We start from the raw sequence: 20,748 nt of genomic DNA, 5'->3' as shown, positions 1-20,748 counted from the left end.
TGGCCGCGGTGATCGCCGCGGGCTGCGGGTCCAGCCACGGGTGCCCACAGTGGTCGGGCCAGCAGGCTGCTACGTCCGCCGGTGGAATTCGTTGCGGCGTGGGATCTGGTCGGGGTCGAGCCAGGCCGGCGGCACGAACTCCGGGTGGCCGTCGTCGCCGAGCCGCACCACCCAGTCGGCCTGGTGGATGTGCCGGTGGTGGTGGCCGCAGAGCAGGACGGCGTTGTCGAGGCTGGTCGGCCCGCCGTCGGACCAGTGGCGGATGTGGTGGGCGGCGCACCAGCGCGGCGGCCGGTCGCAGCCCGGGAACGCGCAGCCCCCGTCGCGCAGCACCAGCGCCCGGCGCAGAGGCCCGGTGACGAGCCGGCGTTGCCGGCCGACATCGAGGACCTGACCGCTGCCGCCGAGCACGGCCGGCAGGACGGCGGCGTCGCAGGCGACCCGACGCACCGTGTCGGGGGTGAGTCGCAGGCCGACGTCGAGAGTCCCGGCGCCCAACTGCCGGGTCAACCCGTCGAAGGTGGTGGTGACGACGAGCTGCGCGGGGTCGCCGCCGGCCTCGGGCAGCTCACCGGTGCGCAGCGCGAGCCGGCACACGTCCGCGAGGGCGTCGTGGCGGCGCTGGCCGGCGCAGCGGGTGTCGTCCGGCCCGGATGGCGCGCTCAGCGGATCGATGGCGGCGCGGAGCAGCGCGGCGGTCTCGGCGTCGAGGATGCCGCTGAGCCGGAGCCGTCCACCGGTCTGCTCGGAGACGGTGACGTGCCGGTCGCGGGCCGCCCGAGCGTCCTCGGCTTGCAGGGCCGCCGCGTCGGCGGCGTCGGCGAGGTCGGGGGCGACGTGATCGAGGATCCGGGTGCCCATCCGCCGCAGCAGCATCGGGTCGAACTGCCCCGCCCACTCGACGAGCATCCCGACCGCCTTGTCGGCCACCTCCGCACCCGCGACGGCTGACACCGTGGCGGCCGTGTCGGCGATGACCCGCACCTGCTCCACGCTGACCGCGCCGTCCGCCAACGCCTCCCGCACGGAGGGCGGCGCGGCGTCGACCGAGGCCGCGAGGGCGACCAGCCGGCGCGCGGCGCCGACGTCGAGTCGCAGCCGCCCACGCAGCCACACCGCCGTCGAGGACGCGCCCTGCGCCACCGGGACGCCACGCCCGTCCAGCTCGCGCACCAGCGCCAACTGCGCGGCCGCCAGGCGCTGCGCAAGCCGGTGGGTGGCGTCCAACGCCGCGATCAGATCGTGCTCGGCGAGGGCCCAGACGGCGGTATCGGCGCACGCCGCCACCGCCTGGTCCGCCCGCGCCAACTCATCGATCACAGGCAAATTCTAGAACAGGTGTACGACAAAAACGCGCCGCCGCGGTCGCGGCACGCGCCGCCGATCGATCAACTGGTCGTGGACTCCGGACGGTACTTCCTGATCCAGGCCTCGACGTCGGACCTGCGCCAGACCTTGCCCATGGCCAGCACGGCAACCGGCTCCGGGAAGTTGCGCTGGTTGGCGATGACCGACGCGCGCTGCCGCGACACGTTCCCGAGCATCACCCGGATCTCCGCCACACCAACCAAGTCCACACGTTGACGATGACAGCGGCGCTGTCCGCCTACTCCGACAACTACGCAGACTATTGACGGCGACAACAGCCTCACCCACGATGGGGTGATGCCTTCGCCGAACGAGCCGCGCGTCCCGCATCGCCAGCGGAGAGCGATCCGCCCGCACACTCCGATGCGCCCGCTGTGGCTGTGCCGCGTCTGTGCGGGCGCCTGGCCATGCCCGCCGGCCCGACTGCTGCTGACGATGCAGTACCGGCGGGATCGGGTGGGGTTGTCGGTCTACCTGGCGAGCCAGTTGTACGAGGCGACGGCCGACCTGCTCAAGCTGAACCCGGACGCGGTACCCGACGCTCGGGAGCTGTTCGACAGATTCGTGGCGTGGACGGCTCGACCGCCCTCAGGAGAACAGACCTAGGGGGTGCGCTTGGCGCGGCTGGGCTGGACGCGCTTGGGTTCGCCGGGCATCTTGGGGTGGTCCGGCGGGTACGGCAGGTCGCCCTGGCCGGCGGCGGCGTCACGGTCGGCCCACTCCAGCAGGGGCGTGATGTCCCACGGGGCGTCGTCGATCCCGGCGTGCGGGTCGCCGCCGTCGGCGAGCCGGGCCGGCACGGTCCGCAGGTCGAAGTCGTCCGGGTCGACGTCGGGCAGCTCGTCCCAGGTGACCGGAGTGGAGACGGTGGCCCGGGCGTTGGCGCGCAGCGAGTACGCGCAGGCGATCGTCCGGTCCCGGGCCATCTGGTTGTAGTCGACGAAGACCCGGCTGCCGCGCTCCTCCTTCCACCAGGCGGTGGTCACCAGGTCGGGGTTGCGGCGTTCGACCTCACGGGCCAGGGCGATGGTGGCGCGCCGGACCTCGGTGAACGTCCAGCGGGGTTGGATGCGCAGGTAGACGTGTACGCCGCGCCCGCCGGAGGTCTTCGGCCAGCCGATCGCGCCCAGCTCGTCGAGGACCGCGCGCACCTCGGCGGCGGCCCGGCCCGCGTCGGCGAAGTCGGTGCCGGGCTGCGGGTCGAGGTCGATGCGCAGTTCGTCGGGGCGATCGGTGTCGGCGGCGCGCACCGGCCACGGGTGGAACACGATCGTGCCCATCTGTGCCGCCCACGCCACGTGCGCCAGGTCGGCCGGGCACAGCTCGGCCGCGCCGCGGCCGCTCGGGAAGGTGATGTCGGCGGTGGTGATCCACGGCGGCACGCCCCGGGTGGGCACCCGCTTCTGGAAGAACGCCTCACCCTCGACGCCCTCGGGGAAGCGTTGCAGCGTGGTGGGCCGGTCCCGCAGGGCACGCATGATCCCGTCACCGACGGCCAGGTAGTAGTGGAAGACGTCCGCCTTGGTGAAGCCCCGCTGGGGGAAGATCACCCGGTCGGGGCTGCTGAGTCGTACGGTGTGCCCGGCCACCTCGACCTCGGCGACCGCCTTGGTGCCACCCATCCCGCGACCTTATGCCACGCCCCCGACGTTCGACGTACCGTTGACGGGTGAGTCTTGACGACAACAACCTGCCCAAGACCGAGGACGAGTGGCGCGTCCGCCTGACCCCGGAGGAGTTCCACGTCCTGCGGGAGCACGGCACCGAACGTCCGTGGACCGGCGAGTACGTGGACACCAAGACGTCGGGCGTCTACCACTGCCGGGCCTGCGGTCTGGAACTCTTCTCCAGCGACACGAAGTTCGACTCGCACTGCGGGTGGCCGAGCTTCGACGACGCCATCCCGGGTCGGGTCAAGGAGATCGAGGATCGGAGCCTCGGCATGGCCCGTACGGAGATCCGCTGCGCCCGCTGCGACAGTCACCTCGGGCACGTCTTCCACGGCGAGGGTTTCACGCCGAAGGACACCCGGCACTGCGTCAACTCGATCTCGGTGCGCCTGGAACCCCGCTGACCTGATCGTCGTACCCGCTGAGCAGCTCGACCTCGGCGGACCGGGACTGTTCGATCCGCCGAGCCAGGTCGCGGACCCGCTCGTCGCGGCCGACGCCGACCTGGGCCCGGGCCAGGTCGGCGGCGGCTCGCTGGTGGTCGGCGAGGACCTCGCGCAGCACCCGGTCGATGTCGGCGTCCGACGAGGCCCGCAGCCGGTCGAGCGCCGCGTCGTCGCCGTGTCCGGCATGGTCGTGCCCGGCGGCGGCGCTGACGCCCGGTCCGCTGGTCGGCAGCCACCCGCGCATGGTCGACAGCTCGTCGGCCTCGGTCACCTCGATGGCGGCGGCAAGTGTCCTCAGCGCGTCGTCGCGTAGCCGGTCCCGGGCGAGCCGGACGATCTGGAGGGTGCGCTCGCTGTGCCCGGCCATCGTGCTCAGGAACACCACGTCGATGCCGCTGAGCTCGGCGGCGGCCGGCGCGGAGTCGGCCACCACCGGGGACGCCGGGGCCGGTGGACGGGGGGACGGCCCGGCGCAGCCGGCGAGCAGCGACGCAGCGACCAACCACGCCAGGTGGGTTGCGCGGGGCATGCCGGGGCTCCGATCGGGTGGGGTGGCGACGCGGGTGCGGCCGGGACCGCACCCGCGCGGTCAGACCTGCTGCCAGAGCGCCGGTACGTTCGGCGGCTCCCAGCCGGAGATCGCCGTGTGCGCCTGCCGGCAGCGGTACGTGAGCCCGCCGTAGGTGACCTGGTCGCCGACCTGGTACGCCCGGCCGGCCGTCCAACTGCCACCCGCCGGCGGCGGGGTCGTCGGCGCGGCGGTGGGGCTGGTCGTCGGTCGCGGCGTGGGTGAGGTGGTCGGCGTCGGGGTGGGCGTCGACCCGCCGCCGCCGATCTGCACGTCGATGCAGGAGTAGAAGGCGTTCGCGGTGTCGGAGATGTTCCACACGGCGAGGATCTTCTGCCGCCCGGAGAAACCGCCCAGGTTGACGGTGTGCGAGACCGTCGCGCCGGGCTGCTGCCCGTTGCCGTTGACCACGCCGACGCGGGTGTTGCCGATCCAGTACTCCCAGTTGCTGGTGGCGTGTCGTGCCGTGTTGAACCAGGTGAAGGTCAGCGAGCTACCGACCGACGTGGCCGGCCAGCCCCGGCTGTCGTCGTTGAGGACGGCGAACTGGGTGATGCCGGCGTTGCAGCTCTTGAGGCCCTTGGGCCCTTCGACGCTCTGCGGCTCGTACTTGATCTGCCCGCAGTCGGGCACCTTGCCCTGCGCGCAGAGCGCCTGCCGGCTGGGCGGGGCGGAGACGTAGCCGTGCGCCTGGGCGGGCGCGGCGACGGTGAGGGTGGCGGCGACAGCGCCCGCCGCCACCAGCGGGACGGTGATTCTTCGACGCATGGGGGCAGCTCCTTCTGCAGGTGCGGTGAGGTGCCCCCAAGGTAATTTAAACTTTATTAACAGTAAAGAGCATCATCGATAATTACATCGATGGTGACGAGTTGACCTCTCACAGTCGCAGCAGGCTGCCGTTGTCGTCGACGCCGTCGGCGCTCTCGTCGTCGAGCCAGACGCCACCCGTGGCGAGGTAGCGGAAGCGGTACTCCCCCGGGCCGAGCCGCACGGTCACCGTCCGGGTGCCGTCGCGGCGGGCCACCAACTCGTGCCGGCCGGGCTCCCAGTCGTTGAACGATCCCACGACGCTCACCGGACCGGGCGGCGCATCCCGCGGGAGGCAGAAGGTCACCCGGGTCTGGCTGCCGAAGAGCTTGTTGCGTTTGATCATGGCGATCCTCCGGGGGTCACGGCGGTTCACCTGGCCTAACGCGCGACACGCCGACGCCGACACGCCGCCCAGCCCGGCCGGCTGACGGTAATTCATCCGCCACCACCCCGCCTTGAGGCACCCTGGGATTACATGTCCTGATATGGGGGTTTTCTGTGGCAACCTGCGAGGTCTGCGGCAACGACTACTGGATGGCGTTCGAGGTGCACACCGTCAGCGGTGACGTGCACACCTTCGACTCCTTCGAGTGCGCGATCCACCGCATGGCGCCCATCTGCGAACACTGCCAGGTCAAGATCGTGGGACACGGCGTCGAGGTCAACGGCCGCTTCTTCTGCTGCGGCCACTGCGCCCGCGCGGTCGAGGGCGCCGAGGGCGCCCAGATCCGCGACGCCGTCGGCGCACGCCCGGCCTGACCCGGTCGGCCTGACCCGGTCGGCCTGACCCGGTCGGCCTGATCGAGTCGGCCCGGCCGTGGGCCAACCGGACCGCCAAGCTGGGGTACGGTCGTCGCCATGCGGCCGTTCCTGGGCGTCCTGCCCCCGCCGCGCTCCTGAGCGGAGCGCCGCGCCCCTCGCCGACCGGGTGATCTGACCCCGCTCGGCCACTCTGTCGTACGCGCTCCGTCGACGTCGTCCCCGTCAACGGCTCACCCTTCGGAGCGCTCCCGTGTCCACCACCCGTACCCCGTTGCCGGCCGCCTCGGCCGCCCGCACCGGCCTGCTCCAGATCACCGTCACCGGCGTGCTGTGGGGCACCACCGGCGTGGCGGTGCAACTCCTGCGCGAGGGCACCGGGCTCAGCCCGGTGAGCATCGGCTTCCACCGCCTCGCCATCGCCGCGCTCGTGCTGCTGGCGTGCGCCGCCGGCCGGCTCCGCACGTTGGTGGCCACCCTGCGCGCCGCACCCGTACCGCTGCTGCTCACCGGCATCGGCCTCGGCCTCTACCAGGCGCTCTACTTCGCCGCCGTGGCCTGGGCCGGAGTCAGCGTGGCCACCATCGTCAGCCTGGGCCTCGCCCCGGTGCTCGCCGCGGCCTGGGAGTCGGTGCACGCCCGTCGGCTCCCCGGCCCGCTGCGACTCGGCACGCTCGTCGCGGCGGTGGCCGGCCTGGTCCTGATCACCGCCGCCACCGAGCAGCCCGGCGCGGCGGCGCCCGCCCCGCTGCTCGGCCTGCTCGCGGCGGCCGGCTCGGGCCTCGGGTACGCGGTGACCACCCTGATCAGCCGCCAGGTGTCGCAGCACACCGCGCCGATGACACTCACCACCATCTCCACCGTGGTCGGTGCGCTGACCCTGGCACCGTCGGCCCTGGTCGCCGGGGTCAGCGTGCCGGTACGCCTCGACACCGTGGCACTGCTGCTGCACCTCGGCGTGGTCACCACGGCGGTCGCGTACGCGTTGTTCTACGCCGGGCTGCGCACCACGCCGGGCAGCGTCGCGGCCGTGCTGACCCTGCTCGAACCGCTCACCGCCGCGGCCCTGGCGGTGGCGCTGCTGCACGAACCGCTCCCCCTGCCGGTGATCGTCGGCGGTGGTCTGCTGCTCACCGCCGTGGCCGCCACCTACCTCGCGCCCGAGCGGGCGAACACCGGGTGAACCCGCCCGACCTAGGATCGGTGGATGCCCCAGCAGACCACCGAGATCCGAACCGCCCTCTTCGCCGACCTGGACGCCCGCACCCTTCACGACCTGCTCAAGCTGCGCATCGACGTGTTCGTGGTGGAGCAGAACTGCCCGTACCCGGAACTCGACGGGCGCGACGTCGAGCCGGGCACCCGACACGTCTGGCTGACCGACGGCGACGCTCTGATGGCGTACCTGCGGATCCTGGCCGACCCGGACGGCGTCGCCCGGATCGGCCGGGTGGTGGTGGCCCCGGCGGCCCGTGGTGGCGGGCACGCCGGCCGGCTGATGGCGGCGGCGCTCGACCTGGTCGGCGACCGGCCATGCGTGCTGGAAGCCCAGTCGCACCTGGTCGCGTTCTACGCCCGACACGGCTTCACGGTCAGCGGCCCGGAGTACGTCGAGGACGGCATTCCGCACACCCCGATGCGTCGAGACGCGCGACCGGCAGCCATTGACGTCTGACGATCAACCTGGCATCGTGCCGGATAGAGCCATCGCGGGAGCCAGCGAGTAGGCACGGGAGCGGGCAACTCCCGGCAGTCCGGGTGTCGTCGTCCGACCTCATCCCCCCGGGGGCTCCATGTCCACAATCGCCCGAACACCACGCGTGCTCCGGCCGCTCGCCATCGCGGCAGCCGCCACGCTCCTGCTGACCACGGCGCTGAGCGTCTCGCTGGTCCCATCCGCCTCCGCGCACGGCTCGGTCGTCGACCCACCCTCGCGCAGCTACAGCTGCTGGCAGCGCTGGGGTGGTGACTTCCAGAACCCGCGCATGGCCACCGAGGACCCGATGTGCTGGCAGGCCTGGCAGGCCGACCCGCAGGCCATGTGGAACTGGAACGGCCTGTTCCGGGAGGGCGTGGCCGGCAACCACCAGGGCGCCATCCCGAACGGCCAACTGTGCAGCGGCGGACGGACCCAGAACGGCCGCTACAACGCCATGGACACGGTCGGCGCCTGGAAGACCACGTCGGTGGCGAACAACTTCCGGCTGCGCTTCTTCGACCAGGCCAGCCACGGCGCCGACTACATCCGGGTGTACGTGACGAAGCAGGGCTTCAACTCGGCCACCCAGCCGCTGGGCTGGAACGACCTGGAGTTGGCCGGTCAGATCGGCAACACCCCGGCGTCGCAGTGGACCAGGGAGGCCGATGGCGTCTCCATCCAGATCCCGGTCAACGCGACGGGACGGACCGGGCGGCACATCGTCTACACCATCTGGCAGGCGAGCCACCTGGACCAGTCGTACTACCTGTGCAGTGACGTGGACTTCGGTGGCGGATCCACCCCGCCGCCCACCACGCCGCCGCCGACGACGCCGCCCCCCACCACGCCGCCGCCCACCACTCCCCCGCCGACGACGCCGCCGCCGACGACTCCCCCGCCGAGCACCCCGCCGCCGGCTGGCGCCTGTACGGCGACGTACCAGATCACCGGGCAGTGGTCCGGCGGCTTCCAGGCCGAGGTGAAGGTGACCGCCGGTGGTTCACCCACCAGAGGCTGGTCGGTGAGCTGGAACTACAACAACGGTCAGCAGGTCGCCTCCTCGTGGAGCGCCACCGTCACCACGAACGGCTCGCTGGTCACCGCGCGCAACGTCAACTACAACGGCACGCTGGCTGCCGGGGCGAGTACGACATTCGGTCTGCTCGGCTCCTGGAACGGCAGCAACCCGGTTCCGCTGGTCTCCTGCACGGCGACCAGTTGATCCCCGTCCGGTGCCGCACCCGGGCGGGGGCGCGGCGCCGGACGGCGGGAATGCGGTGGTGCCCGGCGATCCGTCCGGGCACCATCTCCGCATGATCGACATCTTGGTGCTCACCCCCGACGACTGGCCCACCTGGCGGGAGCTACGGCTGGCCGCCCTCGCCGAGGCACCGGAAGCGTTCGGCTCACGGCTCGCCGACTGGCAGGGCGACGGCGATCGCGAGCAGCGCTGGCGCGACCGGTTGAGCATCCCCGGCTCACTCAACCTGGTGGCCGTCCTGGCCGGGCGTCCGGTCGGCATGTCGAGCGGCGTACCCACGTCGGACCCGCTGACGCTGGACCTGATCTCGATGTGGGTACACCCCGACGCTCGCGGCCGCGGTGTCGGCGACCGCCTGGTGAACGAGGTGGCGCACTGGGCCCAGAAGTGCGGCGCCGAGCGGCTACGGCTCTCCGTCCGGGTGGACAACGCGCGCGCCAAGTCCCTCTACCACCGCGCCGGCTTCCGCTTGACCGACGAGCCAGGTGACCTCATGCCCGACGGCGTACGCCGAGAACAGATCATGCTCCGCCCCCTCCACCCCACCCCGTCGCACTGAGCAAGAAACCCCGTCACCCCAGTGCCGCCGCGTCACCCCGTCTCGCCGCATCGATCATGGAGTTGTGGTGGTCGACAAAGCACCCACCGACGGTCAAACCAGGCACCACGACTCCATGATCGACGAGACCCGGCAGCCGGTGCGGCGATCTTGCACTTTCGGTTGCCAGATCGCGGCCTATGCCGCTTTCGTCGCGACAGAAAGTGCAAGATCGCGGGGGCGGGGGCGGGGGTGAGCGCGGTGGGCGGTGCGGGTCAGACCAGGCAGTTGACGATCTCGGCGACCGAGCGGCGGCGGCCCGTGTAGAACGGGACCTCCTCGCGGACGTGCCGGCGGGCCCCGGAGGCGCGCAGGTCCCGCATCAGGTCGACGATCCGGTGCAGCTCGTCGGCCTCGAACGCGAGCATCCACTCGTAGTCGCCCAGCGCGAACGAGGCGACCGTGTTGGCCCGTACGTCGGGGTAGCCGCGCGCCATCTTCCCGTGCTCGGCCAGCAGCTCACGCCGCTCGGCGTCGGGCAGCAGGTACCACTCGTACGAGCGCACGAACGGGTAGACGCACAGGTATCCGCGAGCCTCCTCGCCGGCCAGGAACGCCGGGATGTGGCTCTTGTTGAACTCGGCCGGCCGGTGCAGCGCCATCTGTGACCACACCGGGGTCAGCGCCCGGCCCAGCGTCGTCCGCCGGAACCGCAGGTACGCGTCCTGGAGGGCGTCGCTCGACGCCGAGTGCCACCAGATCATCACGTCCGCGTCGGCGCGCAGGCCGGCCACGTCGTACACGCCCCGGATCACCACGTCCTTGCCGGCCAGCTCGTCGAAGAGGGACTCGACCTCGCCGGTGACGTTGTCCCGCAGCGACGGCAGCGGTCCGCTGGCCCGGAACACCGACCACATCGTGTAGCGGATGCTGTCGTTCAGCTCCCGTAGCCGGGCCGCGTTGGTCTGCTCGGTCATCTCGCCGATCCTCCCAGTGCTGTGATGATCTCGTCGGCCGCAGTCTCGCCGGAGCGGACGCAGACCGGTATGCCGACACCGTCGTAACCGGCGCCGGCCAGGACCAGGGTGGGGTGCGCGGCCCGCAGCGCGGTCCGCGCGGCGGCGACCCGGTCGGCGTGCCCCGGCGTGTACTGCGGCAGCGCGCCGCCCCACCGCTGCACGTGCCCGTCGACCGGGGCGGGCAGCGGAGTGTCGAGCACCGCCGACAGCTCCCGGTGCACCGTCGCGGCCAGGTCGGCGTCCGGGCGCTGGAGCTGCGCCTCCTCGCCGTAGCGGCCCACCGAGGCACGCACGAGCGCCAGCCCGTCCGGCCGCCGCAGGTGCCCCCATTTCGTGGTGAAGAACGTCGCCGCCTTGATCAGCAGCCCCTCGGTGCTCGGCACGAGGAAGCCGGACAGCTCGGGCAGCGGCGGCTGTGGCAGCGCCAGGGTGACCAGCGCGACGCTCGCGTAGTCCAGCTCGCCGACGACCGACGCGGCCTGCGGGGCCGGGCCGGCGAGCAGGCGGGCCGCCGGCCGGGCCGGCACCGCCAGCACCACGGCGTCCACGTCGATGCTCTGCGGGTCGCGGGTCGGGCCGACGGTGAGCCGCCAGCCGGTGCCGGTCCGGGTCACCTCGCGCACGGCGGCGTCCCGCCGGATCGTCGCGCCGCTGGCCGTCACCGCCGCCTCGATGAGGGTGCCCAGGCCGCCGGCCAGGGTGCCGAAGACCGGGGCGCCGGGCGCGCGCGGGGCGGCGGCCTGCGCGGCCCGGACCGCGCCGACCAGGGTGTGCTCCACCCGCGCCGTGCGGGCCAGCGCCGGCATCGTGGTGACCAGGGACAGGTCGTCGGCGCGGCCCGCGTACACACCGCCGAGCATCGGGTCGACCAGCCGGTCGACCACCTCGTCCCCGAAGCGGGAGCGGACCAGCGCGCCCACCGAGACGTCCGCGTCCGGCCCGACCAGCGGCCGACCGCCGTCGAGGTCGGCGTCCGCCGCCGGGCGGGCGACCGCCGCCACCTGATCCAGATCCCCGGGTACGCCCACCAGCGTCCCGCCCGGGATGGGGCGCAGCCCCCCGTCTACCACCAACGCGGCCTGCCCGACGGTGGGGTGCACGATCTTCTCGGCCAGCCCGAGCCGGCGGGCCAGCGCCACCGCCGCGCTCTCGGCCCCGGTGGGGTCGCGCATCAGGAACGACTCGGCGCCGAACTCCACCGGTCCACCGGCGAGCGTTCCGGTGCGCAGCTTGCCACCGAGCGCGCCGGACTGCTCGTACACCGTGATCTCGGTGCCCTCGGGCGCGCGGTCGCGCAAGCGGACCGCGGCGGCCAACCCGGCGATCCCGCCGCCGACCACCGCCACCCGCCAGGGCTGCCGCATCGCCGCGTCAGCCCTGGTCGGCCCGGCGGCTGGACACCTCGTGCACCAGCGCGACGACCCGGGTCAGCACGTCCGGGTCGGTCTCCGGCAGCACACCGTGGCCGAGGTTGAACACGTGTCCGGGGGCCGCCCGGCCCTGCTCGACGATGCGGCGTACCTCGGCCTCGACCACCGGCCACGGCGCGAGCAGAACGCACGGGTCCAGGTTGCCCTGCACCGCCTTGTCCGGGCCGATCCGGCCGGTGGCGACGTCCAGTGGCGTACGCCAGTCGACGCCGACCACGTCCGCGCCGGCCTCGCCCATCGCGTCCAGCAGTTCGGCGGTGCCCACCCCGAAGTGGATGCGTGGCACACCGGCGTCAGCGAGCCCGGTGAGCACCTTCGTCGAGTGCGGCAGCACGTAGCGGCGGTAGTCGGCCTCGGAGAGCGCGCCGGCCCACGAGTCGAAGAGCTGTACGGCGGACACCCCGGCCTCGATCTGCACCCGCAGGAAGGCCAGGGTCACGTCGGCCAGCCGGGCGCAGAGCGCGTGCCACAGCTCGGGGTCGCCGTACATCAGGGCCTTGGTCTTGGCGTGGGTCCGCGACGGACCACCCTCGACGAGGTAGCTGGCCAGCGTGAACGGCGCACCGGCGAAGCCGATCAACGGGGTGTCGCCCAGCTCGACCACGAGCTGCCGGACGGCCTCGTCCACGTACGGGACATCGTCCCGGCTGATCAGGCGGATCCGCTCGACGTCGCCGGCGGTGCGGATCGGCTCGGCGACCACCGGGCCGGTGCCCGGCACGATGTCCAGGTCGATCCCGGCCGCGGCGACGGGGACCACGATGTCGCTGAACAGGATGGCCGCGTCCACCCCGTGCCGGCGTACCGGCTGGAGGGTGATCTCGGTGACCAGCTCCGGGCGGCGGCACGACTCCAGCATCGGCACGTTGGCCCGGATCTCCCGGTACTCCGGAAGGGAGCGTCCCGCCTGGCGCATGAACCAGACCGGGGTGTGCGGGCCGGGCCGACGCCGGCACGCCCGAATGAAGGGCGAGTCGGCCGGGCCGCCGGGGCGCGGGTGTCCGTCTCGGGCGGCAGTGCCCGTGGTATCCGTGGTCATCGCCGCAATCGTGCCACGCCGCCCGCCTCGGACCGGGTGGGGGTGAGAGGAAGGGCACGTTCCACACCCGGACGCCCCTCGCGAGTGTCGGCGCGCCGTCGAAGCGGGCGACCACGCGGCGGCATAGGCTGCCGACATGGCCCCCCCGATCGCGCTCCCGGAGACCTTCGCCCGCGCGGTCGCCGGGCTGCGGTCGCCGGCGCCCCGGCCGGAGATCACCCTGGAAGAGGTCGGCGCGCCCCAACGACTCGCGCCGTACACGTTCGCGCTCTCCGCGACGGTGCTGCGCGACGGCGACGAGGTGGCCACCGGGCGGCTGATCCTGCTGCACGATCCCGCCGGGCACGAGGCGTGGCAGGGCACCCTGCGGTTGGTCACCTACGTGACGGCCGAGTTGGAGGTCGACCTCGCCGCCGACCCGCTGCTACCCGGGGTCGGCTGGACGTGGCTGACCGACGCCCTCGACACCCAGGACGCCCGTCACCGCGCGATCGGCGGAACGGTCACCCAGACCATGTCGACCCGGTTCGGTGACCTGGCCGGCCCACCGACGGCCGGCGACATCGAGATCCGCGCCTCCTGGACACCCGTCGACGACAACCTGGCCCCCCACCTGCTCGGGTGGTGCACCCTGCTCGCCTCGACGGCCGGCCTGCCCCCGCCCGGGGTCACCGCGCTCGCCGACCGCCGCCCGGCCGCCACCGCCTGAGGGCGGGGGTGGCGGCGGGCGGCGCGGTGGATCAGAGGTAGTTCTCCGCCTCGTCGCAGACCTTGTCCAGGCCCTTCATCGCCGCGTCGTACTTGCTCTTGTTGCCGGCCGCCGCCGCGCCCAGCGCCGTGGTCAGCTTGTCCAGGCAACTGGCGATGACCTTCTTCTGCCGGGCCTGCTCGTCACGGTCGTTCCGGGTACCGGTCAGATCCTGCTCGGTGTTGTCGAGCTTGTCCTGCATGACCTGCAGTTCGGTCTTGAGCCGACCGAGCTCGGTGGTGTTGGCCGCGATGGTGCCGTCGCGCTGGCTGACCTGGGCGTTGAGGCGCTTCTCGGTCCGGTTCAGCTCGTTGTTCTTGGTCACGAACAGCCCGGTCATCACCCCGCTGACAAGGAAGAGCAGCGTGGCCACCAGGGCCAGCACCAGCACAGCGCGGCTCCGCCGAGGGGCCGGCGCAGCGCCGTACGGCGCCATACCGGGCGGGCCCGACATGGGCTGCCCGTACGCGGGACCGGAGACCGGCGGCGCCGACATGGGCTGTCCGTACGCCGGGCCGGAGACCGGCGGCGCCGACATGGGCTGACCGGCGTACGGCGGGGCGCTGGCCGGGTAGGCGGCCGTCTGGCCGGCGCCGTACTGCGGGGCGGCCTGCCCCGGGGCGTACTGCTGCGGGGCGGCCTGCCCCGGGGCGTACTGCTGCAGGCCGGGCTGACCGGTCGGGTACTGCGCGGTCGGTTCGGTGCCGGTCGGCTGGGGCGCCGCCGCGTGCGGCACCGTCGCGTCGGCGTCGGGCGCACCGGCCGGCGGGGTGGCGGCCGGCGGCGTCGGCGCGGCGGGCGGGGTGCCCTCCGGGCCGGTCGGTGGCTGGGACATGTTTCTTCCTCCAGGTGAGCGGGTCCTTAGCCGGTGGGCGCGACGGACCGGATGCAGCATCGGGATCGTCCGGAGCCGAGGATCCGGACGGGGTTGGGGGACGGCCGGGACGGCCGTGGGGTGGCGCGAGCGGCCGAGGCCGCGGGTCAGCAGATCTTGAAACCGTCGCAGGCGACCTTGATCGGTACGGCCAGCCCGATGCCCTCGGCGTCGCGAGCCTTGGCGGTGGCGATGCCGACCACCTGCTTGCTGCCGTTGATCACCGGACCGCCGGAGTTGCCGGGGTTGATCGGCGCGTCGAACTGGATGGCCGGGCCGGAGCCACCCTGGGCGGCGCGCAACGCGCTCACCACACCGGTGGTGACGCTGTCCTCCAGGCCGAGCGGAGCGCCGACGACGACGATCTGCTGGCCGGACTTCACGGCGGTGGGCGCGGTGACGAGGCCGGTGAACTTGCCGGTCGTCCGCAGGTGCGCCACGTCGTTGGTCTTGTCGACCTTGACGATGGTCGCTGGGAAGCGCTGGTCGGTGCGCTCCAGGAAGACCTCGCGTCCGCCGCCCTCCCACACCGACTCGACCACGTGGAAGTTGGTGAACAGGTTGGTGCCGCCGCCGGCCGCCGGCTTGCCCACCGCGAACGCGCTGCCGGTGAACTGGCCGGCCCGTACCCGGAACACGCTGGGCAGCACGGCGCTGGCCACCGCCTCCGGGTTGAACGCGGCGCCGGCCTGCTTCTCCAGGGCGTCCGCGCGCTTCTCCAGACCGTCGAGGCGGGCGCCGTCGCCGTCCTGGGCCTGCGCCAGCCGGCCGTCGGTGGCGGCGAGCCGGTCACCGAGGCGGTCGAGCTGGTACGCCTGCACACCGACCACGGCGGCCAACGCGACGACGAGCACCGTGGCCAGCACGACCGGCCAGCGGCGTCGGGTGGGTCGCACCGGCGGCGGGGTGACGCCCGGCCAGCCGGGCTGGCCAACGGGGTACGGCGGCGCGCTGGCCAGGTCACCGGCGGGCGGGTAGCCGCCGCCGTACGACGCGGGAGCGACCGGGGCGTACGGCGCAGGCCCCGCCGGGTAGGGCGCCTGTCCCGGCGGCGCGGCGGGCGGGCCGGCCGGAACCGGACCCTGGCCCCACTGCCCGCTGTTGGGCGGCGCCGACCATCCGGTACGGGGCGTCGGGACGGCCATGGGTTGCTCGGTGCCGCCCGGCGTGCCGGACCAGGTGGCGCCGACCGGTGGATGCGGTTCGATGCGCGGGGGCAGCGGACCGGGCCGTTCGGCGGCTGAACCGCTCATGCCGTCCGGGTCGGCGCCCATCGGTCGCCCGTCGCCCGCACCGAAACCAGCCGTCATGATCGTCTTGCCCTTCCCCGTGGTCTCCCCGTGCGGCCGTGACCCCGGATGTCACCCGATCGGGGCCGACGGCTCGATGGACCGTACCTGCGCGAAAGGGCTTTGTCTCCCCCGATGTCCGGCATCCGAAGGGACACCTTGCGGACACCTGGACGACACACGCCGGACCGGCTGCACACGCGGGATCGGCGCGCGCACTAGGGTTGGCAGGTGACCGACGAACCACCCCTGCGCCGTCGGCCCACCGCAGAACCTCCGGGACACGCACCCCAGCACCCGCCGTCGGCCCAGCCGCAGCCGGCGGGCGAGGGGCCCGACCCGACCGACGGTGGGCCCGTTCCGCTGACCGCACCGCGTGACGGCACCCCCGAACCGGTGGCCACCCCGGCCGAACTCGCCGAGGTCGTGGCCCGTTTCGCGGCGGGCACCGGCCCGGTTGCCCTCGATGCCGAACGCGCCTCGGGCTACCGCTACAGCCAACGCGCGTACCTCGTGCAGCTCCGCCGCGCGGGCGCCGGCACGGCGCTGATCGACCCGCTGCCGCTGCCCGACCTCAGCGCGCTGGACGCGGCGATCGGCGAGGCCGAGTGGGTGCTCCACGCGGCCAGCCAGGATCTGCCGTGTCTGGCCGAGGTGGGGCTGCGCCCACGCCGGCTGTTCGACACGGAACTGGCCGCTCGGCTGGCCGGGTTCGAGCGGGTCGGCCTGGCCGCGCTGACCGAGCAGCTACTCGGCTACACCCTGGAGAAGCACCACTCGGCGGCCGACTGGTCGAGTCGTCCGCTGCCCGAGTCGTGGCTGACGTACGCCGCGCTCGACGTGGAGATGCTCACCGATCTGCGCGACGCGCTCGACGCCGAACTGGAACGGCAGGGCAAGTCGGCCTGGGCCGCCGAGGAGTTCGCCGCCCTGGTCCGTACCGGCGCACGCCCGCCCCGGGTGCGCGCCGAGCCCTGGCGACGCACGTCCGGCATCCACCGCGTGCGAGGGGCGCGGGCTCAGGCCCGGGTCCGCTCCCTGTGGTACGCCCGGGACCAGATCGCCTCCCGACGGGACGCCGCGCCCGGCCGGGTGCTGCCCGACTCGGCCATCGTCGCGGCGGCCGAGCTGGACCCGAAGGACGAGAAGACGCTGCTGACGCTGCCCGGTTTCGGTGGCCGATCGGTCCGCCGGCTGGCCCGTACCTGGCTGGCCGCGCTCGACGACGCCCGGGAGCTGCCGGACGACGCCCTACCGGTCACCCCGACGGTGGAGGGGCCGCCCCCACCGCACCGGTGGGCCGAGCGGGACCCGGTGGCGGCCGGTCGCCTGGCCCGCTGCCGGGAGGTGGTGGTCCGTCTCGCGGGCGAGCACAACCTGCCGCCGGAAAATCTGATCACCCCGGATTCGGTACGTCGCCTGGCCTGGACCCCTCCGGAGGAGATCACCGAGGCCACGGTGGCGGAGGCACTCCGCGGCTTCAACGCCCGCGAGTGGCAGATCGACCTGCTCAACGCACACCTGACCGAAGCCCTGGCCCCCAACCCCATCCCCTAACCCACCCCGCCCCACCTCTCCCCCTCCCCGACGGCCCCACAGGCCGCCGTTGATCATGAAGTTATTGCCATCGCCATCGGCGTGTCGTGACAACAACTTCATGATCAACGCGGGGCAGGGCGGGGCGGGGTCCGGTGGGGGGGTTGTGGGGTGGGCCACAGTGGGGTGTGGGGACGGGGTTGGTTACTGGCGAGTAGCATTCTCGGTGATGTGCCCCGCCCGGCCGACGCTCGTTCGGTCCGGAGCGCCGCCCAGCGGCGCGGAGGCCGAATTGTGGTCGATTAGGAGGCTCAAGTGCCCCGTGAAGTTCGGGATGTCGTCTTCGTCGACGGCGTCCGTACCCCATTCGGCAAGGCGGGTGGCATGTACGCCAACACCCGCGCCGACGACCTGGTTATCCGCTGCATCCGGGAACTGCTGCGCCGCAACCCGCAGCTCCCGCCGGAGCGGGTCGAGGAGGTCGCCATCGCTGCCACCACCCAGATCGGCGACCAGGGCCTCACCATCGGCCGGACGGCCGCGCTGCTGGCCGGCCTGCCCAAGACCGTGCCCGGCTTCGCCATCGACCGGATGTGCGCCGGCGCGATGACCGCCGTGACCACCGTGGCCAGCGGCATCGCCGTGGGCGCGTACGACGTCGCCATCGCCGGCGGCGTCGAGCACATGGGCCGCCACCCGATGGGTGAGGGCGTCGATCCCAACCCGCGCATCATCGCCGAGAAGCTGGTCGACCCGTCCGCGCTGGTCATGGGCGCGACCGCGGAGAACCTGCACGACCTGGTCCCGCACATCACCAAGGCACGCACCGACGCGTTCGCGCTCGCCTCGCAGCAGAAGACCGCCAAGGCGTACGCCAACGGCAAGCTCCAGGACGACCTGGTGTCGATGTCCATCCGCGACGCCGAGGGCGGCTGGGGCCTGGCAACCGTGGACGAGGCTCCCCGGGACACCTCGATGGAGAAGCTCGCCACCCTGAAGACCCCGTTCCGCCCGCACGGCAAGGTCACCGCGGGCAACGCGGCGGGCCTGAACGACGGCGCCACCGCGAGCCTGCTCGCCGACGAGGCGACCGCCCGCGAGCTGGGCCTGCCGGTCGCCATGCGACTGGTGTCGTTCGGCTTCGTCGGGGTGGAGCCGGAGGTGATGGGCGTCGGCCCGATCCCGTCGACGGAGAAGGCCCTGCGCCTGGCCGGGCTCAGCATCGACGACATCGGCCTGTTCGAGCTGAACGAGGCGTTCGCCGTGCAGGTGCTCGCCTTCCTCGACCACTTCGGCATCGCCGACGACGACCCGCGGGTCAACCCGTGGGGCGGGGCGATCGCCATCGGCCACCCGCTCGCCTCGTCCGGCGTACGGCTGATGACGCAGCTGGCCCGCCAGTTCGCCGAGCACCCCGAGGTCCGCTACGGCCTGACCGCGATGTGCATCGGCATCGGCATGGGCGGCACGGTCATCTGGGAGAACCCGAACTGGACGGAGGGCGACAAGTGAGCGAGGTCGTCACGAAGGCGCTGCTGCGTCAGGTGAACGTGCCGGGGCTGGACCGTCCCGCCGCCCTGATCACCCTGGACAACGGCTTCGACCACACCAAGCCGAACACCTTCGGCCCGGCCGGTCTGGCGAGCCTGGACGAGGCGATCAGCGCCGCGCTCGCCGCCGACCCGGCGTTCATCGCGGTCACCGGTAAGCCGTACATCTTCTGCGTGGGCGCGGACATCGTCGGCCTGCCGCAGCTCGCCGACCGCGCGCAGGCGCTGGAGATCGGTCGGCTCGGTCACCGGGTCTTCGCCCGGCTCAAGGACAGCAGCGTGCCCACGTTCGCGTTCGTCAACGGCGCGGCCATGGGTGGCGGCCTGGAGCTGGCGCTGCACTGCCACTACCGGACGCTCTCCGGCGGCGCTGCCGCGCTGGCCCTGCCCGAGGTCTCCCTCGGTCTGGTGCCCGGCTGGGGCGGCACGCAACTGCTGCCGAACCTGATCGGCATCCCCGCCGCCACGCAGGTGATCATTCAGAACCCGCTGATGCAGAACAAGATGCTCAAGCCGAAGCAGGCCGCCGAGCTGGGCATCGCGGACGTGCTGCTGGAACCGGCCGACTTCCTGGAGCGCTCGCTCGAGTGGGCCGCCGACGTCGTGCGCGGCCAGGTCACGGTGACCCGACCCGAGGTCGACAAGGACATGTGGGCGGGCGTGCTCTACTTCGCCCGGGAGACGCTGAACCAGCGGCTGCACGGCGCGGTACCGGCCGCGTACAAGGCGCTGGACCTGCTGGAGACCGCGAAGGACGCCGACTTCGCCACCGGCACCGCCGCCGAGGACGAGGCCCTCGCGGACCTGGTCTTCTCCGAGGAGCTGCGCAGCGGCCTGTACGCCTTCGACCTGGTGCAGCGGCGGGCTAAGCGGCCGGCCGGCGCACCGGACAAGGGCCTCGCTCGCACGATCACGAAGGTCGGCATCGTCGGCGCTGGCCTGATGGCCAGCCAGTTGGCGCTGCTGTTCGCCCGCCGCCTCCAGGTGCCGGTCGTCATGACCGACCTCGACCAGGCCCGGGTGGACAAGGGCGTCGGCTACGTGCACACCCAGATCGAGAAGGCCGTCACCAAGGGCCGGATGGACAAGGGCACGGCCGCCAAGCTGTACGGCCTGGTCAGCGGCACGGTCGACAAGAGCGCCTTCAGCGACGCGGACTTCGTCATCGAGGCGGTCTTCGAGGACCTGGGCGTCAAGAAGCAGGTGTGGGCCGAGCTGGAGAAGATCGTCTCCCCGGAGGCGGTGCTCGCCACCAACACCAGCTCGCTGTCGATCACCGAGATGGCGGCGGAGCTGGAGCACCCCGAGCGGGTGGTCGGCTTCCACTTCTTCAACCCGGTGGCGGTGCTGCCGCTGCTGGAGATCGTCCGGGGCGAGCGCACCGACGATGCCACCCTGGCCACCGCGTTCGCGGTGGGCAAGCAGCTCAAGAAGTCGAGCGTGCTCGTCAAGGACGCCCCGGCGTTCGTGGTGAACCGGCTGCTCACCCGCTTCCTGGGCACCGTCTTCGCCGCCGTGGACGCCGGCACTCCGCTGGACGTCGCGGACAGCGCCCTGGATCCGCTGGGCCTGCCGATGCGGCCGCTCGCCCTGCTTCAGCTCGTCGGGCCGGCCGTGGCGTACCACGTGGGCGGCACCCTGCACGCCGCGTACCCGGACCGGTACGACGTCAGCGAGAACCTGAAGCGGATCGCCGACTCGGGTCAGCCGCTCGTCGTCGACGACCAGATCAACGCCGAGGTCGCGAAGCTGCTGGTGGTGGGCGATGAGCCGCTGACGGCCGAGCAGGTACGACAGAACGCGCTCGACGCGCTCGCCCAGGAGATCCGGCTCATGCTGGACGAGGGTGTGGTCGCCGAAGCGCAGGACATCGACCTGTGCATGATCCTGGGCGCCGGCTGGCCGTTCCACCTGGGCGGTGTCACGCCGTACCTGGACCGCACCGGCACCTCCGAGCGGGTCACCGGCCGGCGGTTCCTGCCGCGCGGGGCGGCGAGCCTGCCCGCCTGACCGATCAGCTCCACCGTCGCGGTGGCCGGACCGTCCCTCGTGGACCAGGCCGGGGGCCCCGCGCCGTTTTGGGGGGGGGGGGGGGGGCGCGGGCGCCCCGGGGGGCCGCGCCGGATGCCAGTGGGGGGTAGTTC

The 20,748-nt window shown here is 72.9% G+C and carries 22 protein-coding genes; 11 read left to right on the top strand and 11 right to left on the bottom strand.

The annotated features are described in order from the left end of the window. Positions 1–69 precede the first annotated feature (69 nt). Positions 70–1,320, bottom strand: coding sequence for a DUF222 domain-containing protein (locus tag ACIA3K_RS19265; RefSeq protein ID WP_396802600.1), 1,251 nt, complete (start codon positions 1,318–1,320; stop codon positions 70–72). A gap of 68 nt (positions 1,321–1,388) precedes the next feature. Continuing rightward, positions 1,389–1,577 (bottom strand): hypothetical protein, encoded by a 189-nt coding sequence (locus ACIA3K_RS19260; RefSeq protein ID WP_357393560.1) that lies wholly within the window; start codon positions 1,575–1,577, stop codon positions 1,389–1,391. A gap of 154 nt (positions 1,578–1,731) precedes the next feature. Here ACIA3K_RS19260 and ACIA3K_RS19255 point away from each other — a divergent pair, with 154 nt between their 5' ends. Continuing rightward, positions 1,732–1,974: a hypothetical protein gene (locus tag ACIA3K_RS19255; protein WP_396802599.1), complete on the top strand. Its 243-nt coding sequence runs from the start codon at positions 1,732–1,734 to the stop codon at positions 1,972–1,974. Here the strand turns inward: ACIA3K_RS19255 and ligD are convergent. Further along, on the bottom strand, positions 1,971–2,990 hold the full coding sequence (gene ligD, locus ACIA3K_RS19250; protein ID WP_396802597.1) for a non-homologous end-joining DNA ligase: 1,020 nt from the start codon (positions 2,988–2,990) through the stop codon (positions 1,971–1,973). The genes ACIA3K_RS19255 and ligD overlap by 4 nt on opposite strands. Positions 2,991–3,037: 47 nt before the next feature. Here ligD and msrB point away from each other — a divergent pair, with 47 nt between their 5' ends. Beyond that, the gene (gene msrB, locus ACIA3K_RS19245; protein ID WP_355051724.1) at positions 3,038–3,442 is read left to right on the top strand and encodes a peptide-methionine (R)-S-oxide reductase MsrB; all 405 of its coding nucleotides are present in this window, start codon (positions 3,038–3,040) and stop codon (positions 3,440–3,442) included. Here msrB and ACIA3K_RS19240 read toward each other — a convergent pair. The 3 genes from ACIA3K_RS19240 to ACIA3K_RS19230 all read right to left on the bottom strand — a co-directional run bounded on the left by ACIA3K_RS19240 (position 3,408) and on the right by ACIA3K_RS19230 (position 5,205). Then, complete coding sequence (locus ACIA3K_RS19240) at positions 3,408–4,013, bottom strand: DUF305 domain-containing protein (protein WP_396802595.1); 606 nt, start codon at positions 4,011–4,013, stop codon at positions 3,408–3,410. The two genes, msrB and ACIA3K_RS19240, sit on opposite strands and share 35 nt — an antisense overlap. 60 nt (positions 4,014–4,073) lie before the next feature. Next, entirely contained in the window at positions 4,074–4,820 is a 747-nt protein-coding gene (locus tag ACIA3K_RS19235; RefSeq protein ID WP_396802593.1) for a lytic polysaccharide monooxygenase, read from the bottom strand. A 109-nt stretch (positions 4,821–4,929) separates the two neighbouring features. After that, positions 4,930–5,205: an isoamylase early set domain-containing protein gene (locus ACIA3K_RS19230; RefSeq protein ID WP_396802591.1), complete on the bottom strand. Its 276-nt coding sequence runs from the start codon at positions 5,203–5,205 to the stop codon at positions 4,930–4,932. 155 nt (positions 5,206–5,360) lie between these two features. On the opposite strand from ACIA3K_RS19230, the gene ACIA3K_RS19225 reads away from it, so the two are divergent. The 5 genes from ACIA3K_RS19225 to ACIA3K_RS19205 all read left to right on the top strand — a co-directional run bounded on the left by ACIA3K_RS19225 (position 5,361) and on the right by ACIA3K_RS19205 (position 9,140). Beyond that, positions 5,361–5,621, top strand: coding sequence for a Prokaryotic metallothionein (locus ACIA3K_RS19225; RefSeq protein ID WP_396802590.1), 261 nt, complete (start codon positions 5,361–5,363; stop codon positions 5,619–5,621). Positions 5,622–5,874: 253 nt separating this feature from the next. Beyond that, positions 5,875–6,804 (top strand): DMT family transporter, encoded by a 930-nt coding sequence (locus ACIA3K_RS19220; RefSeq protein WP_396802589.1) that lies wholly within the window; start codon positions 5,875–5,877, stop codon positions 6,802–6,804. Between the two features lie 24 nt (positions 6,805–6,828). Beyond that, on the top strand, positions 6,829–7,296 hold the full coding sequence (locus ACIA3K_RS19215; RefSeq protein WP_396802587.1) for a GNAT family N-acetyltransferase: 468 nt from the start codon (positions 6,829–6,831) through the stop codon (positions 7,294–7,296). A gap of 118 nt (positions 7,297–7,414) precedes the next feature. Next, on the top strand, positions 7,415–8,542 hold the full coding sequence (locus tag ACIA3K_RS19210) for a lytic polysaccharide monooxygenase (protein WP_396802586.1): 1,128 nt from the start codon (positions 7,415–7,417) through the stop codon (positions 8,540–8,542). Positions 8,543–8,633: 91 nt separating this feature from the next. After that, positions 8,634–9,140 (top strand): GNAT family N-acetyltransferase, encoded by a 507-nt coding sequence (locus tag ACIA3K_RS19205; RefSeq protein WP_396802584.1) that lies wholly within the window; start codon positions 8,634–8,636, stop codon positions 9,138–9,140. Between the two features lie 254 nt (positions 9,141–9,394). On the opposite strand, the gene hemQ is transcribed toward ACIA3K_RS19205, so the two are convergent. From hemQ to hemE, 3 genes are read right to left on the bottom strand one after another with little or no spacing between them, the layout of a single operon-like run. Beyond that, positions 9,395–10,096, bottom strand: a complete 702-nt coding sequence (gene hemQ, locus ACIA3K_RS19200) for a hydrogen peroxide-dependent heme synthase (protein WP_396802583.1) — start codon at positions 10,094–10,096, stop codon at positions 9,395–9,397. Then, positions 10,093–11,502, bottom strand: a complete 1,410-nt coding sequence (gene hemG, locus ACIA3K_RS19195) for a protoporphyrinogen oxidase (RefSeq protein WP_396802582.1) — start codon at positions 11,500–11,502, stop codon at positions 10,093–10,095. Before hemG ends, hemQ begins: the two co-directional genes overlap by 4 nt. Before the next feature lie 7 nt (positions 11,503–11,509). After that, positions 11,510–12,607 carry a uroporphyrinogen decarboxylase gene (gene hemE / locus ACIA3K_RS19190; protein ID WP_396802581.1) on the bottom strand — a complete coding sequence of 366 codons (1,098 nt, stop codon included), beginning with the start codon at positions 12,605–12,607 and terminating at the stop codon, positions 11,510–11,512. A 136-nt stretch (positions 12,608–12,743) separates the two neighbouring features. Here hemE and ACIA3K_RS19185 point away from each other — a divergent pair, with 136 nt between their 5' ends. Next, a complete protein-coding gene (locus ACIA3K_RS19185; protein ID WP_357122786.1) occupies positions 12,744–13,316 on the top strand; it encodes a DUF3000 domain-containing protein in 573 nt (190 codons plus the stop codon). Between the two features lie 31 nt (positions 13,317–13,347). On the opposite strand, the gene ACIA3K_RS19180 is transcribed toward ACIA3K_RS19185, so the two are convergent. Together ACIA3K_RS19180 and ACIA3K_RS19175 are read right to left on the bottom strand one after the other, a co-directional pair. After that, positions 13,348–14,190: a hypothetical protein gene (locus ACIA3K_RS19180; protein ID WP_396802580.1), complete on the bottom strand. Its 843-nt coding sequence runs from the start codon at positions 14,188–14,190 to the stop codon at positions 13,348–13,350. Between the two features lie 146 nt (positions 14,191–14,336). Then, entirely contained in the window at positions 14,337–15,539 is a 1,203-nt protein-coding gene (locus ACIA3K_RS19175; protein ID WP_396802579.1) for a S1C family serine protease, read from the bottom strand. A 210-nt stretch (positions 15,540–15,749) separates the two neighbouring features. Between ACIA3K_RS19175 and ACIA3K_RS19170 the strand changes: the two genes are divergently transcribed. The 3 genes from ACIA3K_RS19170 to ACIA3K_RS19160 all read left to right on the top strand — a co-directional run bounded on the left by ACIA3K_RS19170 (position 15,750) and on the right by ACIA3K_RS19160 (position 20,614). Next, positions 15,750–17,075 carry a ribonuclease D gene (locus tag ACIA3K_RS19170; RefSeq protein ID WP_396802578.1) on the top strand — a complete coding sequence of 442 codons (1,326 nt, stop codon included), beginning with the start codon at positions 15,750–15,752 and terminating at the stop codon, positions 17,073–17,075. 294 nt (positions 17,076–17,369) lie between these two features. Further along, a complete protein-coding gene (locus ACIA3K_RS19165) occupies positions 17,370–18,566 on the top strand; it encodes a thiolase family protein (RefSeq protein ID WP_396802576.1) in 1,197 nt (398 codons plus the stop codon). Further along, positions 18,563–20,614: a 3-hydroxyacyl-CoA dehydrogenase NAD-binding domain-containing protein gene (locus ACIA3K_RS19160; protein WP_396802574.1), complete on the top strand. Its 2,052-nt coding sequence runs from the start codon at positions 18,563–18,565 to the stop codon at positions 20,612–20,614. The genes ACIA3K_RS19165 and ACIA3K_RS19160 overlap by 4 nt, the downstream gene beginning before the upstream one ends. Positions 20,615–20,748: the final 134 nt, after the last annotated feature.

The sequence above is a fragment of the Micromonospora sp. NPDC051543 genome (assembly GCF_044454415.1).
Lineage (GTDB): Bacteria > Actinomycetota > Actinomycetes > Mycobacteriales > Micromonosporaceae > Micromonospora.
Note: the sequence above shows the minus strand (reverse complement) of the source record. Positions and strands in the feature narration are given on the sequence as shown.

Bases quoted from the DNA above. Each gene is read 5' to 3' on its own strand.
- ACIA3K_RS19240 (WP_396802595.1), bottom strand. From the start codon at position 4,013: ATGCCCCGCGCAACCCACCTGGCGTGGTTGGTCGCTGCGTCGCTGCTC.
- ACIA3K_RS19175 (WP_396802579.1), bottom strand. From the start codon at position 15,539: ATGACGGCTGGTTTCGGTGCGGGCGACGGGCGACCGATGGGCGCCGAC.
- ACIA3K_RS19255 (WP_396802599.1), top strand. From the start codon at position 1,732: ATGCGCCCGCTGTGGCTGTGCCGCGTCTGTGCGGGCGCCTGGCCATGC.
- ACIA3K_RS19210 (WP_396802586.1), top strand. From the start codon at position 7,415: ATGTCCACAATCGCCCGAACACCACGCGTGCTCCGGCCGCTCGCCATC.
- hemG (WP_396802582.1), bottom strand. From the start codon at position 11,502: ATGCGGCAGCCCTGGCGGGTGGCGGTGGTCGGCGGCGGGATCGCCGGG.
- ACIA3K_RS19185 (WP_357122786.1), top strand. From the start codon at position 12,744: ATGGCCCCCCCGATCGCGCTCCCGGAGACCTTCGCCCGCGCGGTCGCC.
- ACIA3K_RS19235 (WP_396802593.1), bottom strand. From the start codon at position 4,820: ATGCGTCGAAGAATCACCGTCCCGCTGGTGGCGGCGGGCGCTGTCGCC.
- ACIA3K_RS19230 (WP_396802591.1), bottom strand. From the start codon at position 5,205: ATGATCAAACGCAACAAGCTCTTCGGCAGCCAGACCCGGGTGACCTTC.
- ligD (WP_396802597.1), bottom strand. From the start codon at position 2,990: ATGGGTGGCACCAAGGCGGTCGCCGAGGTCGAGGTGGCCGGGCACACC.
- ACIA3K_RS19215 (WP_396802587.1), top strand. From the start codon at position 6,829: ATGCCCCAGCAGACCACCGAGATCCGAACCGCCCTCTTCGCCGACCTG.
- hemE (WP_396802581.1), bottom strand. From the start codon at position 12,607: ATGACCACGGATACCACGGGCACTGCCGCCCGAGACGGACACCCGCGC.
- hemQ (WP_396802583.1), bottom strand. From the start codon at position 10,096: ATGACCGAGCAGACCAACGCGGCCCGGCTACGGGAGCTGAACGACAGC.
- ACIA3K_RS19205 (WP_396802584.1), top strand. From the start codon at position 8,634: ATGATCGACATCTTGGTGCTCACCCCCGACGACTGGCCCACCTGGCGG.
- ACIA3K_RS19180 (WP_396802580.1), bottom strand. From the start codon at position 14,190: ATGTCCCAGCCACCGACCGGCCCGGAGGGCACCCCGCCCGCCGCGCCG.